Source organism: Micromonospora globosa (assembly GCF_000717585.1).
GTDB classification, from domain to species: Bacteria; Actinomycetota; Actinomycetes; order Mycobacteriales; family Micromonosporaceae; genus Micromonospora; species Micromonospora aurantiaca.
The window spans coordinates 184,009-199,128 of the sequence record NZ_JNZR01000002.1; the positions used below are offsets into that span (position 1 = coordinate 184,009).

The 15,120-nt window shown below is 76.6% G+C and carries 8 protein-coding genes (1 of these 8 only partly in view); all 8 read left to right on the top strand.

Going from position 1 to position 15,120, the window contains the following annotated elements; genetic code table 11:
* Tightly spaced (each overlapping or abutting the next), the 8 genes in view from IF06_RS0103335 to IF06_RS0103370 form a layout consistent with a single transcriptional unit that may run on beyond the window.
* Entirely contained in the window at window positions 1-1,014 is a 1,014-nt protein-coding gene (locus IF06_RS0103335; RefSeq protein WP_013285799.1) for a class I SAM-dependent methyltransferase, read from the top strand.
* Window positions 1,011-3,638 carry an amino acid adenylation domain-containing protein gene (locus IF06_RS0103340; protein WP_030268898.1) on the top strand — a complete coding sequence of 876 codons (2,628 nt, stop codon included), beginning with the start codon at window positions 1,011-1,013 and terminating at the stop codon, window positions 3,636-3,638. The genes IF06_RS0103335 and IF06_RS0103340 overlap by 4 nt, the downstream gene beginning before the upstream one ends.
* A complete protein-coding gene (locus IF06_RS0103345; RefSeq protein WP_030268900.1) occupies window positions 3,619-4,770 on the top strand; it encodes a hypothetical protein in 1,152 nt (383 codons plus the stop codon). The genes IF06_RS0103340 and IF06_RS0103345 overlap by 20 nt, the downstream gene beginning before the upstream one ends.
* Complete coding sequence (locus IF06_RS0103350) at window positions 4,767-6,122, top strand: DUF6002 family protein (protein ID WP_030268902.1); 1,356 nt, start codon at window positions 4,767-4,769, stop codon at window positions 6,120-6,122. Before IF06_RS0103345 ends, IF06_RS0103350 begins: the two co-directional genes overlap by 4 nt.
* Window positions 6,119-8,467, top strand: coding sequence for a non-ribosomal peptide synthetase (locus tag IF06_RS0103355; RefSeq protein ID WP_030268904.1), 2,349 nt, complete (start codon window positions 6,119-6,121; stop codon window positions 8,465-8,467). The genes IF06_RS0103350 and IF06_RS0103355 overlap by 4 nt, the downstream gene beginning before the upstream one ends.
* Entirely contained in the window at window positions 8,464-10,113 is a 1,650-nt protein-coding gene (locus IF06_RS0103360) for a beta-ketoacyl synthase N-terminal-like domain-containing protein (RefSeq protein ID WP_030268906.1), read from the top strand. The genes IF06_RS0103355 and IF06_RS0103360 overlap by 4 nt, the downstream gene beginning before the upstream one ends.
* Window positions 10,110-13,625, top strand: coding sequence for a non-ribosomal peptide synthetase (locus IF06_RS0103365; protein WP_030268908.1), 3,516 nt, complete (start codon window positions 10,110-10,112; stop codon window positions 13,623-13,625). Before IF06_RS0103360 ends, IF06_RS0103365 begins: the two co-directional genes overlap by 4 nt.
* On the top strand, window positions 13,622-15,120 hold the 5' portion of the coding sequence (locus IF06_RS0103370; protein ID WP_030268910.1) for a lantibiotic dehydratase. 817 nt of this gene lie beyond the right edge of the window; the window shows 1,499 of its 2,316 coding nt (coding positions 1-1,499); it begins with the start codon at window positions 13,622-13,624; its stop codon lies beyond the right edge, outside the window. Before IF06_RS0103365 ends, IF06_RS0103370 begins: the two co-directional genes overlap by 4 nt.

Sequence of the window (15,120 nt, forward strand, 5' to 3'; positions counted from 1 at the left end):
ATGAGCCGGCCGTACCTTCCGTCCCTGGTCCTGCGCGATTACCTGCACACCGTGGCGACCCTCCACCCGCAACTGCGCGAGCTGCTCGACTTTGGCCGCCCCGGCGCGGACGAGGCCCTCGCGGAACTGGCCGGCACGGTCAGCGAGTTCGACACCGACTCCACCGGCCGGGGCGATTCCTATCGCCGGGCGCAGCGGGACACGCTCGTCCGCTGGACCGGCATGCGGCGGCTGCTGGACCTCGCCACCCCGGACGCCGCCGCCCCGGTCACGCTCATCCTCGACGTGCTCGGCGGCGACGGCACAGTGGCCCGCGCCGCGAGCAGCCAGTCCGCCTGCTTCGAGTCCAAACTGGCGTTCATCACCGGCGACCTGTCCGGCCACATGGTCGACAAGGCGCTGGCCCACGGCCTGCCCGCCGTCCGCCAGGCCGCGCACTTCCTGTTCCTGCGCGACGCCGGCGTGGACGCGGTGCTGCTGGCGTACGGCACGCACCACATCCCGGCGGCCCGGCGGCCGCAGGCGGTCGCGGAGGCGGCCCGGGTGGTCCGCCCCGGCGGCCGGATCGTGCTGCACGACTTCGACGAGTCCAGCCCGATGGCCGGGTTCTTCGGCGAGGTGGTGCACCCGCACGCCGCCGGCGGCCACGACTACCGGCACTTCAGCCGCGCCGAGCTGACCGGCCTGTTCACCGGGGCCGGGCTGCCGGTACGCGTCGTCGACCTGTACGACCCGCTGATCGTGCGCGCCGACAGCGCCGAGTCCGCCTCCGCGGGCATGCGCGACTACGTCGGCGACATGTACGGCGTGCGCGACTACTTCGCGACGCTCACCGACGACGAGGTGTGGGGGCTGCTGACCCGCCACTTCGACCACACCGGCTACCTGGCCGGAATCGGCCGCGACGACGTGCCGGCCCGTCCGCTGGTCTACCGGGCCGACGGGCAGTTCGTGGCCGAGGTGCCCCGGATGGCGATCGTCGCGGTCGCGACGAGGACGCAGGTAGCGCCGTGACCGGCCCGCGCTACCTGACCGACCTGGTGCACCGGCCCGCCGGCGCCGGCGGCGACCGGCCCGCGATCGTCGGCCCGGACGGCGAGCTGAGCTACACCGCGTTGTGGGAGCGGGTCGGCGCGACGGCCGAGCTGCTGCGCCGCGCCCGCGTGCGGCCGGGTGACCTGGTGGGCCTGTACCTGCACCGGTCCGCCGACTACGTGACAGCGTTGCTGGCGACGCTCGCGGTGGGCGCGGTGGCGGTCCCGATCGACCCCGAGCTGCCCTCCGGCCGGGCCGAGCAGATGCTCACGGCGGCCGCGCCCCGGCTCGTCCTGTACGCCGACCGTCCGCCCGCCGTCGCCGCGCCCGCGTCCACCGGGTGGCGGGACGTGCGTACCGCGCGGGCCGGGTCGCCGGCCGACCTGACCGATCGCATCGGCTGGCTGCCGCCGGGTGAGCACGCCGCACTCGTGCTGTTCACCTCCGGCTCCACCGGCCGGCCGAAGGGCGTCGTGCTGCACCACGCCGGGCTGGTCAACCGGCTGGCCTGGGGCCACGACCGGTTCGGGTTCACCGCCGACGACCGGGTGCTGCACAAGGCGTCGATCGGTTTCGACGCGTCGGTGCACGAGATCCTCTCGCCGCTGATCGCGGGCGGCGCCGTGGTCGTCGCCGGGCCGGGCCTGCAGTTCGACAGCCTCGGGCTGGTCCGGCTGATCCAGCGGGAGGCGGTCACCACCGCGCACTTCGTACCGACCATGTTGCGGCACGTGCTCGACGAGCCGGAGTTCGCCGGCTGCGTCACGCTGCGGCGGGTGCTGTGCGGCGGCGAGGCGCTGGACATGCGGCTGGTCCGGCGGCTGCGCGAGCTGCTGCCGTGCGGGCTGTTCAACGGGTACGGCCCGAGCGAGACCTCGATCAACGTGTCCTACTGGGACTGCGCCGAGCCGTACGCGGGCAGCATCGCCCCGATCGGCCGGATCATCGACGGCGTCACCGCCCACGTGCTCGACGACGACCTGCGCCCGGTGCCCGAGGGCGGGACCGGCGAGCTGTGGATCGGCGGGGTCGCGGTCGGGCTCGGCTACCTGCGCGACGACGAGCGGACGGCGGAGCGCTTCCGACCCGACCCGGCGCGGCCGGGCGCGCGGCTCTACCGCACCGGTGACCTGGTGCGGATCGCGCCGCAGGGCTTCCTGGAGTTCCGCGGCCGGGCCGACGACCAGGTCAAGATCCGGGGGGTCCGGGTGGAGCCGGGCGAGGTGGCAGCCGTGCTGCGCGAGCATCCGGCAGTGCACGACGCGGTGGTGGTGACAGTCCCCGACGCCGAGGACGGCCCACGCCTGGTCGGGTACGTGGTGCCGCAGCCCCGGCAGGCCCCGGCGGCCGGCGGGCTGCCGCGGTTCCCGCTTCCGAACGGCATGGCGGTCACGGCGGCGTCGCCGGACGAGGCGGTCTTCCTCTACCGGCAGATCTTCGACCAGGCCGAGTACGCCCGTTTCGGCGTCCGCGTCGGCGACGGCGCCGTGGTCCTCGACGTCGGCGCCAACATCGGCCTGTTCTCGCTCTGGGCGTCCCGGCAGGCGCGCGACGTGCGGCTGGTGGCGGTCGAACCGAACCCGGACACGTTGCCGTACCTGCGCGCCAACCTCGGCCTCTACGCCGGGTCCGCGTCGGTCGTCGAGGCCGCCGTGACCGACGCGGCGGGCACCGCCGAGCTGACCTCGTTCCCCGAGCTGAGCTACCTGTCCGGCCTCGGCGCCGACCGGGCCGGCGCCGCCTCCGACCTGGTCCGGTCGCACTACCGCCACGGCGGCGGCGACGCCGACGAGACCGAACAGGCAGCGCTCCTCGCGGACGCCCGCCGCCGCCTCGCCCCGGTGGCGCACGTGGTGCCGACTGTGACGCTGTCGGACCTGCTGGACCGCTTCGGGCTGGACCGCGTCGACCTGCTGAAGATCAACACCGAGGGTGCCGAGCTGAGCGTGCTGCGCGGGCTGCGCCCCGAGCACTGGCCCCGCATCCGCCAGGTCTGCCTGGAGGTCGAGCGCAGCAGCGTGACCACCCCGCGGGTGCGCGAGCTGCTGTGCGCTGCCGGGTTCGAGGTGCACGACATCGGCGACTGGAACGTCGGCGCGGACGCCGACGTCAGCTACGTCTACGCCGTACGGCCGCAGGACCCGCCACCCGCGGCGACGCCCCGGGACGAGCCCGCCGACCACCTGCTGACCACCGGGCTGCTCCAGGGCTACCTGGCCTCGGCGCTGCCGCCCGCGATGCGCCCGGACCAGATCGTCCTGGTCGACCGGCTGCCCCGCCTGCCCAACGGCAAGGTCGCACGGCTGGAGCTGCCACCGCCACCGCCCCGGCCCACCGGGCCTGCTGCGGAACCCGGCGGCGGCGCCCTCACCGACCGGTTGCGCGAGGCGTGGCGGGCCACGCTCGGCGTCGACGCGGTGCACGACGACGACACGTTCGTCGCGCTCGGCGGGCACTCGCTGACCGCGCTGCGGATGGCGCTGCGGGTACGGGAGATGGCCGGGCTGGAGGTGTCCCCGGCGAGCTGTCTGCGCGCCGGGTCGTTCGCCGACTGGGTCGACCGGGTCACGGAGGCGGGACGCGATGTCAGCCCGGTCCGCTGACGCGCGGCACGTCGTCGTGGTGGGCGCCGGCCGGCTGGCCCGCTCGCTGTGCCACGCCCTGGCCGCGACGCCCACCCCGGCGCCGCTGCGCGTGACGGTCCTGGCCCGCGACCCGGACGCGGCGCACGCGCTCGCCCGCGCCGCGCGGGTGCGCGCCACAGTCGCCGGAACCCCCGTCGCCGTCACCGCCCGGCCGTTCACCGCCGAACCCGGCGCCGGCCCGGGGGAGGGGTACGCCGCCGACGCCGCCTCGATGGCCCGGCTCCGGCCCGACGTGCTGGTCTGCGCCGCGTCCGCGCAGTCGCCGTACGAGCGGGCGGCGGCGCCGTCGGCCTGGACGGACCTGATCGCCGCGGCCGGCTTCGGGGTGACGCTGGCGTTGCAGGCCGAACTGGTGTCCCGGCTGGCCGTCGCGCTGGCCGGCGGCGCGCCCGGCGCCACGCTCGTCAACGGCGCGTTCCCGGACGCGGTCAACCCGCTGCTCGCCGCGCTGGACCTGCCGGTGCGCTGCGGCATCGGCAACGTGGCGACGCTCGCCGCGTGCCTGGACGCCGCGCTCGGCCGTCCCGGCCAGCGCCGGCTGGCGGTGCTCGGCCACCACGCCCACCTCGCCGCGCCCGGCCCGGACGACGAGGACACCGCCGAGGTACGCGCCTGGCTGGACGGCCGGCCCGTCCCGGACGTCACCGGGCTGCTCGCCGGGTACCGCGCGCTTCCCCGGCCGGAGCTGAACGCGCTCGCCGGGCACGCCGGGGCCGCCCTGGTGGTTGCGCTCGCCGCCGGTGACGAGGTGACGGCGAGCCTGCCCGGCCCGCTGGGACTGCCGGGCGGCTATCCGGTCCGGCTCACCGGCGGCCGGACCGAGCTGCGGCTGCCGGCCGAGCTGCCGGTGGCGCAGGCGGTCGCCTGGAACACCGCCGCCGGGCGCCGCGACGGCGTCGAGGTCGGCGGCGGCCACGTCCGCTACCCGGAGCGCGCCCGGGCGGCGCTGGCGGCGTACCGGCCCGACCTGGCCGGCGGCTGGCACGCGAGCGAGCTGCCCGAGATCGCCTGCCGGTTCACCGCCCTGCGTGACCATCTGCGAACGGTGCCGCCGGCGCCGGCCCGGAGTGTGTTGGAGGAAGCCCGATGACCGTGACCACCCCGGCCACCCGCAACATGATCACCGAGTACTACGACGTCATCGCGTCGGCGGTGCGCCGGTGCGGCGCGGTCCCCGGCGACGCGCCCGGCACGCCCGGCTTCGCGCCCGGCTTCGACCTGCCCGAGCTGACCCCCGCGGTACGCGAGTTCTACGCCGCCGCCACCGTCAGCTGGTCCCCGCTGGGCCACTACGGCGGGCACGACCTGACGATGCTCGACCTGACCGCCAACCCGGGCACCCGGACCACGAAGACGTTCGCCTCGATGGTGATCGTCGCCCGCGCGGTGGAGCACATCCGGCGTACCGGCGAGCGGCTGTGCATCGTCACCCCGACCTCCGGCAACAAGGGCGTGGCGCTGCGCGACTCGGTGGCGCGCGCGTACGGGGCCGGGCTGGTGACCCCGGAGCAGCTGTCCATCGTGGTGCTGGCCCCGGCGGCGACCCGGCACAAGTTCCGCCACGACGCGCTCGCCGCCGATCCCGCGACCCGTGCGGTCAACCCGCTGCTGCGGTACACCGGCGCGGACCCGGAGGGCGTGAAGGCGCTCGGCCGCGCGTTCGTCGACGAGTACGCGGCCACCGCGTACGACAAGCACGGCGTCACCCTCTGGTACACCCTCGACCTGCGCAACTACCTGGTCGCCGACGCCGCCCGGGCCGCCTTCGAGGCCGACGTGTCGCCCGCCACCGGTTCCCGCTGGCACGCGCACGCCGTGTCCAGCGCGTTCGGCCTGCTCGGCTACAACCTGGGCCGCGACGTGCTGGAGGCGGCCGGCGACGCCGACCCGGCCGCCCGCCCCGGTTTCCTGCTCGTGCAGCATCTCGGCACGCCGGACATGGTGCTCAGCCTGCGCCACGGCTCGTTCGAGCGGGACCACTGCCCGGCGTACACGCTCGACGAGAGCCGGGGCGTCTGGACGCAGGACGCCGACCTGCGCTTCCCGGCCGTCACCGACGACCCGGCCGAGGTGCTCGACCCGACGTTCTACACCCACCGCCCGGTGACCTCCCCGGCCATGAACGCGCTCGTGCGGCGGCACGGCGGCGACGGCATCGTGGTGTCGCGGCGCGAGTGCGTCCGGCGCTACCCGGTCGCCCGGCAGTGGCTCGCCGACGCCGGCCTGACGCTGCCCGAGGACCCGGCCCGGCTGCGGGAGTGGTCGATCCTGATGGCGCTGACCGGCGTCTGCAACGCCGTCGACCGGGGCCTGGTGCCGGCCGGGCACGAGATCGTGGTGCACGGCACCGGCAGCTACTGCGACGACTTCCGGATCGCCGAGGCCGACGCCGAGGTGTCCACGCTCGCCGACGTGGTCGCCGCCGTCCTGGACCAGCGGTGAGCCCGTCCCCGCAGCCGCTCGGCCCGCCGCCGCGGCTCGCCGCCCGGGCGCAGGCCGCGGGCGTCGACCCGGCCGCCGTCGTCCTCACCGCCACGGCCCTGGTGGTACGCCGGTACACCGGATCCCCTGTGGTGACGCTGCGGCACGGCGACGACCCGGTGACGCTCGACCTGACCGCCGACGCGCCGATCCGGGAGTTGTGCCGCTCGCTGTGCCCGGCGCCGCCGGACCAACCGGTCGACGCCACCGTCGAGGTGAGCGCCGACCTGGCCGGCGTCACCGTGTCCGGGCTGCCCGCCGCGTACGCCGACGACCTCCGCGCCGACCTGGCCGAGTTCCTGTCCACGCTGAACCCGGACGCCTCGTCGGCGGGGGTGCTGCCGTCGGCCAGCTACGAGCGGCGTCCGGCGCCGGACCTCTGGCGGCTGCACGGCGGCGACGGCACCGAGGCCGATCGGGTCCGCGGCGACACCATCCCGGCCGCGTTCGCCGCGGCGGTGCGGGCGTACCCGGAACGGCCGGCGGTGCTCGCCGACGACGCGACTGTGACCTACCGGGAACTCGGGGCGGCAGTCGCCGCGACCGCCGAAGCGCTGGCCGGGACGGGTGACGTCACGGCGCCGGTGGCGGTGCTGTGCCGCCACGGCGTCGCCACGATCACCGGCATCCTGGCGGCGCTGGCGTCGGGGTCGCCGTACGTGCCGCTGGACCCGGCGTACCCGGCGGCCCGCCTGGCCGCGATGCTGCGCGACGCAGGCGTCCGGGCGATCGTCGCGGACCCCGGCCACGAAGGGCGGGCCGCCGCGCTCGCGGCCGACGCCGGGCTGGAGCTGGGTGTCGTGTCGTTGCGCCGGGGCGAACCCGGCGTGCCGGTGCCGTCCGGGCCCGCGCGCCCGGACGACCCGGCGTACGTGCTCTACACCTCCGGGTCCACCGGGAAGCCGAAGGGCGTGGTGCAGAGCCACCGCAACGTGCTGTTCGGCGTCCGCAACCACGTGCGCAACTTCGCCGTCCGGCCGGACGACCGCACGAGCGTGCTCACCTCGTTCGGCTACGACATGGCTGTCACCGACACGTTCAGCGCGCTGCTGTCCGGCGCCGCCGCCGTCCCGGTCGACGTCCGCACGCACGGCCTCGGCCACCTCACCGGCGCGCTCGCCGACCGGGGCGTCACCGTCTACCACTCCACCCCGACCGTCTTCCGGTACGTGGTGGCGAGCCTCGGCGAGCACGGGCGGCTGCCGTCGGTCCGCGCGGTCGTCCTCGGCGGCGAGGAGGTCACCCGGCACGACGTGACGCTGGCCCGGCGGTCGTTCGCGCCGGGCGTGGTGTTCGTCAACGGGTACGGCACCACCGAGATCAGCTTCGCCGCGCAGCACCACCTGCCGCCGGACGCCGACCCGGGGCGCGCAGTCGTGCCGATCGGGCATCCGCTGCCGGGCGTCGAGGTGGTGCTGACCGACCCGGCCGGACGCCCGGCCTGCCTCACCGGCGAGGTGGTCGTGCGCACCCCGCACGTCGCGCTCGGATATCTGGGCCTGCCGGAGCTGACCGCGACCCGGTTCACCGAGCACGACGGGGTGCGCGCGTACCGGACCGGTGACATCGCGCGGCGGCTGCCCGACGGCATGCTCGTCTACCTGGGCCGCGGCGACCGGATGGTGAAGATCCGCGGCTACCGGGTGGAGCTGGGCGAGATCGAGGCCTGCCTGGCGGCGCTGCCGGGGGTGGCCCACGCGGCGGTGGTGGCGCGACGCGGTGCGTCCGGCGCGGGCGAGCAGGAGATCGTCGCGTACGTGGTCGGCGCCGCCGGGACGCACGTCGAGCCGGGAGTGCTGCGGGAACGGCTGGCCGGTGTGCTGCCGGACTTCATGGTGCCCCGGGCGGTGGTGGCGGTGCCGGAGTTGCCGATCGGCCCGACCGGCAAGCTCGACCAGGCCGCCCTGCCCGACCCGGACGCCGGTCGCCCGGCCGCCGGAGGGCCGCACGCGGGGCAGCCGACCGCCGGGGGACCGCCGGCCGGGCCGGTCGAGCAGACCATCGCCGCGGGCTGGTGCACGGTGCTCGGACTGCCCACAGTGGGCCGCCTGGTGAACTTCTTCGAGGCGGGCGGGCACTCGCTCCAGCTCGCCCTGGTGCAGGGGTACCTGGAGGAACACCTCGGCCGCCGGGTGCCGCTGGCCCGGCTGGTGGAGTTCCCGACGGTGGCGGCGCTTGCCGCGTACCTGGAGACGGCCGGGGACGCTCCGGGCGTACCGGAGGACGGCCGGCTGACCGCGGTCGGACGCCGGATGGCCCGCCGCGCCGCCGCGCGGGCCGCCGGCGGCGGGGAGGGACGGGCGTGAGCGAGGACGACCGGATCGCGGTGGTGGGCCTGTCCTGCCGGGTACCCGGCGCGGACGACGCGCCGGCGCTGTGGCGCAACCTGCTGTCCGGGGTGGACTCGGTGCGCCGGACCCCGGCTGGCGAGGGCGCGCCGGGCGGACCGGACTGGGTACCGGCGTTCGGCCGGCTCGACGACCTGGAGGGTTTCGACGCGGACCTGTTCGGCTGTCCCGCCGCGGCGGCGGCGCTGCTCGACCCGCAGCACCGGCTGTTCCTGGAGGTCGCCTGGCACGCCCTGGAGGACGCCGGGATCGACCCGGACCGCGACCCGGCCCAGATCGGCGTGTTCGCCGGATGCGCGCCCAACCGCTACCTGCACCACCACCTGCTGGGCAACCCCGCGCTGGCACCGGCGGCGGGCACGCTCGCCGAGGACTGGGACGACGCGCTGACCGGGTCCGGCTGCGACTACCTGCCGACGCGCACCGCGTTCGCGCTGGGGCTGTCCGGCCCGGCCGTGGCGGTCCAGACCGCCTGCTCGACCTCGCTCGTCGCGGTGTGCCAGGCCGGGCAGAGCCTGCTGGACTACCGCTGCGACGTGGCGATAGCGGGCGGCGCGGCGGTGGTCTCCACCCGGCAGGCCGGGTACCGGCTGCGGCCGGGCGGGCTGCTGGCCGCCGACGGGGTGTGCCGCCCGTACGACGCCGCCGCCACCGGGCAGGTGTTCGGCAACGGCGCCGGGGCGGTGGTGCTGAAGCGGCTCGCCGACGCCCGCGCCGACGGCGACCACGTGCACGCCGTGCTCGCCGGGTGGGCGGTGAACAACGACGGCGCCGACCGGCCCGGATTCACAGTGCCGGGCGTGTCCGGCCAGGCGGCGGTGATGGCGGAGGCGCTGGCGTCGGTCGGCTGGGACGCGGCCGACGTGGGCTACCTGGAGGGGCACGGCACCGGCACGCCGGTGGGCGACGCGATCGAGGTGGACGCGCTGGCCCGGGTACGCCGGGGCGCCCGCGCACCGCTGCTGCTCGGCTCGGTGAAGGGCAACCTCGGCAACCTGGACGCCGCGGCGGGCGTGATCTCCCTGATCAAGGCCGTGTACGCGGTCCGCACCGGGCAGGTGCCGGGTACCGCGCACTTCACCGCCGCGCACGACGACATCGACCTGGCCGCCGCGGGCGCCGAGGTGGACGCGCAGACCCGGCCGTGGGCCGGGGAGCGGCGCGCCGGTGTCAGCTCGTTCGGTCTCGGCGGCACCAACGCGCACGTACTCGTCGAGCCCGCGCCCGCGACGGACGCGCCGGATGCCGGGGCACCCGGCCCGGTGGTGCTGGGGCTGTCCGCGGGCAGCCCGGCGGCGCTGCGGGAGCTGGCCCGGCGGCTGGCCGTCCGGCTGGCCGACGGCGACCTGGCGGTGGCCGACGTGGCGCACACGCTCGCGGTGGGACGGCGGCGGCTGGCGTACCGGGACGCGGTCGCCTGCGCCGACGCCGGGGAGGCGGTGGCCGGGTTGACCGCGCTCGCGGCCGGCGACCCGGTCGACGGCGACGAGGCAGTCCGCGCCTGGCGTGCCGGTGCCGACCTGCCCGTGCCGCCCGGCCGGCGGGTGCCGCTGCCCGGCTACCCGTTCCGGCGGACCCGGCACTGGATCGAGGCACGACGATGACCGGCCGCGACGATCAGCGCGACCAGCAGGTCGGCCCCGAGCTGCCCTACCCCGAGGTGTGCCTGCCCGACCTGGTCGCGGCGCACGCCCGGCGGCGTCCCGGCGCGCCGGCCGTGGTGCAGGGCGACCTGACGCTCAGCTACGCCGACCTGGTCGGCCGGGCCGCCGCGCTGGCCGCGTCGCTGCGGGACCACGGCATCGGCGCGGACGACCTCGTCGGCGTCTGCGTGGACCGCCGCCCGGACCTGGTGGTCGCGCTGCTCGGCGTGCAGGCGGCCGGCGCCGGGTACGTCCCGCTCGACCCGGCGCTGCCGCCCGGGCGGTTGCGGGAGCTGGCCGCCGAGGCCCGGCTGCGCGTCGTCGTGGGTACGCCCGCAGCCGAGGTGTTCACCGGCCGGACCGTGCTGGACGTCCCCGCCGCCACCGCGCCCTGGCAGCCGACCCCGGCGACGCTCGCCACCACGGCGTACGCGATGTTCACGTCCGGGTCGACCGGGCAGCCCAAGGGCGCGGTGATCGAGCACCGGGCGCTGACCGAGAAGGTCACCTCGATCGCGGAGTTCTCCGGGTTCGACACGGCGACCCGGTGCCTGGCGTTCGCCTCGATCGGGTTCGACGCGTCGGTGGTCGACATGCTCGCCCCGCTCGCCGCCGGGGGCACCGTCGTGCTCGCCGGTGACGCCGAGCGGGCCGACCCGACCCGGCTCTACCGGATCTGCGCCGATCAGGCAGTCGACGTGGTGGTGCTGCCGCCGCCGATCCTGCCGCTGCTGGACCCGGACCGGCTTCCCGGCGTACGGCTGGTCATCACCGGCGGCGAGGCCACCGGCCCGGAACAGGTCGGCCGCTGGACCGCGGGTGGGCGCCGCTTCATCAGCGTGTACGGCCCGACCGAGGCGACGGTGCTGGTGACCTGGTTCGAGGGCAGCGGCGACTGGACGCGGCCCATCCCGATCGGCCGGCCCGCCGCCAACCACCGCATCCACCTGGTCGACGACGAGCTGCGCGAGGTCGGCCCGGGGGAGATCGGCGAGGTGCTCGCCGGTGGTCCCGGGCTCGGCCGCGGATACCTGTTCGACGCCGCCCATACTGCGGAACGGTTCCTCCCGGACCCGTTCTCCGGCCGGCCGGGGGAGCGGCTCTACCGCACCGGGGACCTGGCCCGGTGGCTGCCGGACGGGAGCCTGGAGTTCCTCGGCCGGGCCGACCGGCAGGTGAAGATCCGCGGGCAGCGGATCGAACTGGGCGAGGTCGAGGCCGTGTTGCGCCGCCACCCGGACGTCGACCTGGCCAGCGTCCAGGTCCGCGCCGGCGCCGGCGGTCAGGAACTCGTCGCGTACGTGGCCACCGGCCTCGACACCGCCGAGCTGCGCGACTACTGCGCCCGGCTGCTGCCGCCCGCCGCCGTACCGGCCCGGATGCACACGATGCCCGCGCTGCCCATCACCATCAACGGCAAGATCGACACCGAGCGGCTGGCCGCGCTCGACGTCGCCGGACCGGCTTCCGTGCCGTCCGGCGAGCCGCCCGCCACCGACACCGAACGCCTCGTCGCGCAGGCGTGGGCGGCGCTGCTGGACGTGTCCACTGTCGGCCGCGACGACGACTTCTTCCACCAGGGCGGGCACTCGATCACCGCGATGCGGCTGGTCGCCGACCTGCGCGAGCGGCTGGGCCGCGACCTCGCCATCGAGGACGTGCTGGTGGGGCGGACGCCACGCGGCATCGCCGCCCGCGCCGACGCCGCCGCCGGAACCGGCCCGGCCGACGCCGCCGCCGTCCGGGGACGGCCACCGGCGCTGTCCCCGGCGCAGCAGCGGCTGTGGTTCCTCGACCGCTACTTCCCGGCCGCCGCGTCGGCGTACAACGTCGCGTTCGCCGAACGGATCACCGGCCCGCTCGACGTGGCGGCGCTCGCCACGGCGCTCACCGCCGTCGCGGACCGTCAGCAGATCCTGCGCTGGCGCATCCCGGAGCGCGACGGCGTGCCGTACGCGGTCGCCGACCCGTCCACACCGGTGCCGCTGCCGGTACGTGACCTCGCCCCGGGCACGGATCTCGCCGGCAACCTCGCGGCGAGCGCCGCCACGCCGTTCGCGCTGGCGACCGACACGCTGTGGCGGGCCGAACTGATCCGCACCGGCGACGACGAGCACGTGCTGGCCGTCTACGCCCACCACGCCGTGTTCGACGGCTGGTCCCAGTCGCTGTTCTACGCCGACCTGGCCGCCGCCTACCGGGCCGCGCTCGGGGACGGGCCGCCGCTGCCGCCGCTGCCCGCCACGTACGGCGACTACGTGGCCTGGCGCGCCCACCGTGCCCGGCGCCGCGCCGCCGCCGACCTGGAATGGTGGCTGGACCACCTGACCGGGGCGCCAGTGGTGCTGCGACTCCCCGGGGGACGGGACCGGCCGGCCGAACAGACGTACACCAGCGCGACGGTGCGTACCCGGCTGGACCGGGCCGCCACCGCCGCGCTCACCGACCTCGCCGCCGGGCTCGGTGCGACCCCCGCCGCCGCCGTGCTCGCCGCGTTCGCGCTGGTGCTGGCCCGGCGCACCGGCCTACCCGACCTGGTGGTGGGCACCCCCACTGTGGACCGGCGCGCCGCCGACTTCGAGGCGATGGTCGGCTTCTTCATCGAGATCGCGCCGCTGCGGCTGCGGCAGACGCCCGGGGCCGGGTTCGCCGCGCACGTCCGCGCCGCCTGGGAGGAACTGCTCGCCGCGCTCGCCCACCCGGAGGCACCTGTCGAACGCATCGTCGGCGGCCTCGGGCTGGGCGGCCTGCTCGACCGCAGCCCACTGGTGCAGGTGCTGTTCAACATGTACACGTTCGACGAGCCCCGGCTGGACCTGGCCGGGCTGGCCGCCGAGCCGCTGCCGGTGCCCGCGCCCGGCTCACCGTTCGACCTCACGCTCTACGGCATCACCCGGGACGGGCGGCTGCGCGTGGAGATCGTCTTCAACCCGGACGTCTACGGCGAGGCCCTGATCAGCGACGTGCTCGCCGACGTCGAGCGGTTGCTGCGGGCCGGCGCCGCCGACCCGGAGCGGCCGGTGGCCGAGCTGCCCGCCTGGACCGCCGTCCCGGCCGGAACGGCCGACGACGTGCCCCGGGCCGCCCGGATCAACCGGGCCGTGGGTCGTGCCGGGGTGCCCGCCGCCCGCCCGGCCACCGCCACCGAGCGGCGGATCGCCGCGGTCTGGTGCGACGTGCTCGGCGTACCGGAGGTGGCCGCGACTGACAGCTTCTTCGACGTCGGCGGCGGCTCGCTCGCGGTCGCGGTCGTGCAACGGCAGCTCAACCGGCTGCTCGGCACGAACCTGCGGGTCGTGGACCTGTTCCACCACCCGACCGTCCGCGCGCTCGCCGCGCACCTGGACAGCCTCGGTGCGGCGTCGTCCGGCGAGGACGCCGAGGACGAGGCGGTGGAACGCGCGGCACGCCGGGGCGCGCTGCGCCGCCAGCGGGTCCAGCGCCGCCCGGTGGCGGAGGAGGAGCCGCGGTGACGTACCTGGTCCCCCTCGGCGACACCGGCTGGTCGGTGTGGCGGGACGTGCTGCTGCGCAGCGCCGGGTTCCCCGCCGACGGACTGGACCGGTTCGCCGCGCCGGACTGCGCCGACGCCGCCGACCGGCACCTGAACGGTGACCTGGACGAGACGGCGTTCACGGCCGCGTACGCCACCGCCGTCCGGGCGTCGTCGGCGGCGCTGTGCGGGATCGCCGCCGACCCGCTGTTCCGCGAGGCCGTCGCCTGGCAGAACCCGGAGGCGCTGGTGGCGCTGGACGGGCTGGTCCGCGACGGACCGGACGCACCCCGCAACGTCCGCCGCCGGGGCCGGGAGAACGTCGTCGCCGGGTACTGGCAGCGCTACGTCGCCAAGTGCGAGACCATCGGCTTCTTCGGGCCGGTGTGCTGGGGCACCGTGGCACCGGGTGCGCCCGGCGTCACCGCCGTGCCCGGCCCCGGGCTGCTCCGTCACCGCGCCGTCCACCTCGAACACTGGGCGCTCGCCGCGTACGCGGACCGGCTGGCCGCCGACCCGCAGGTCCGGCAGTGGCTGGCCCCGGTCCGGGCGCCGCACGTCCACCTGGAGGGCCGGGTCGTGCACCGGCCCGCCCAGCGCCCGGAACCGGTGTCGCTGAGCGAGTCGATCGCGCTGTGCCGGTGCGACGGCACCCGCCCGGCCCGGGACGTCGTCGACGACCTCGTGCGCGACGGGCAGACCGGCGTACGCCGCGCCGAGGAGGGGTTCCTGCTGCTTACCCAGCTCGTCGAGCGAGGGCTGCTGCGCTGGGACTTCGACCTGCCGCAGGGCTTCGCCGCGCAGGACCACCTGCGGGAGCGGATCGCGGCGATCGGTGACCGGGAGTGCCGCACACGGGCGCTGGACGGGCTGGACCGGCTGGCCGCCGCCCGCACCCGGGTCGCCGACGCCGCCGGTGACCCGGCCGCGCTCACCGGCGCGCTGTCCGCGCTGGACGCCGAGTTCACCGCGCTCACCGGGCTGCCGCCGCGCCGCCGGGCCGGGCAGAACTACGCCGGGCGGGCGCTGTGCCACGAGGAGACCGCACGCGACGTGGACCTCACAGTCGGCGGCGGCCTGCTCGACTCCCTGGCCCCGGCGCTGGACCTGCCGCTGCGGGCGGCACGCTGGCTCACCGCCGAACTGGCCACCGCGTACGGCGACGCGCTGCGCGACCTGTACGACGACCTCAGCGGCGACGGACCGGTCCGGCTCGGTGACCTGTGGTTCGTCGCGCAGGGGCCGCTGTTCGGGCCCGGCGACCGGCCGGTGGACCGGGTCGCGGCCGAGTTCGCCGCCCGCTGGGACCGGGTGCTCGGCCTGGCCGGACTGCCCGCCGGGACGTCCCGGGTGGAGTTCGCCGCGGCCGAGCTGGCGCCCCTGGTGGCCGACCGCTTCCCGGCGACCCGCCCCGGCTGGAGCGCCGGCCGGGTGCACAGCCCCGACCTGCAACTGTTCGCCGAGTCACCCGAGGC

Excerpts from the sequence above, each read along its gene's own strand:
- IF06_RS0103365 (WP_030268908.1), top strand. The coding sequence starts at position 10,110 with ATGACCGGCCGCGACGATCAGCGCGACCAGCAGGTCGGCCCCGAGCTG.
- IF06_RS0103335 (WP_013285799.1), top strand. The coding sequence starts at position 1 with ATGAGCCGGCCGTACCTTCCGTCCCTGGTCCTGCGCGATTACCTGCAC.
- IF06_RS0103350 (WP_030268902.1), top strand. The coding sequence starts at position 4,767 with ATGACCGTGACCACCCCGGCCACCCGCAACATGATCACCGAGTACTAC.
- IF06_RS0103345 (WP_030268900.1), top strand. The coding sequence starts at position 3,619 with ATGTCAGCCCGGTCCGCTGACGCGCGGCACGTCGTCGTGGTGGGCGCC.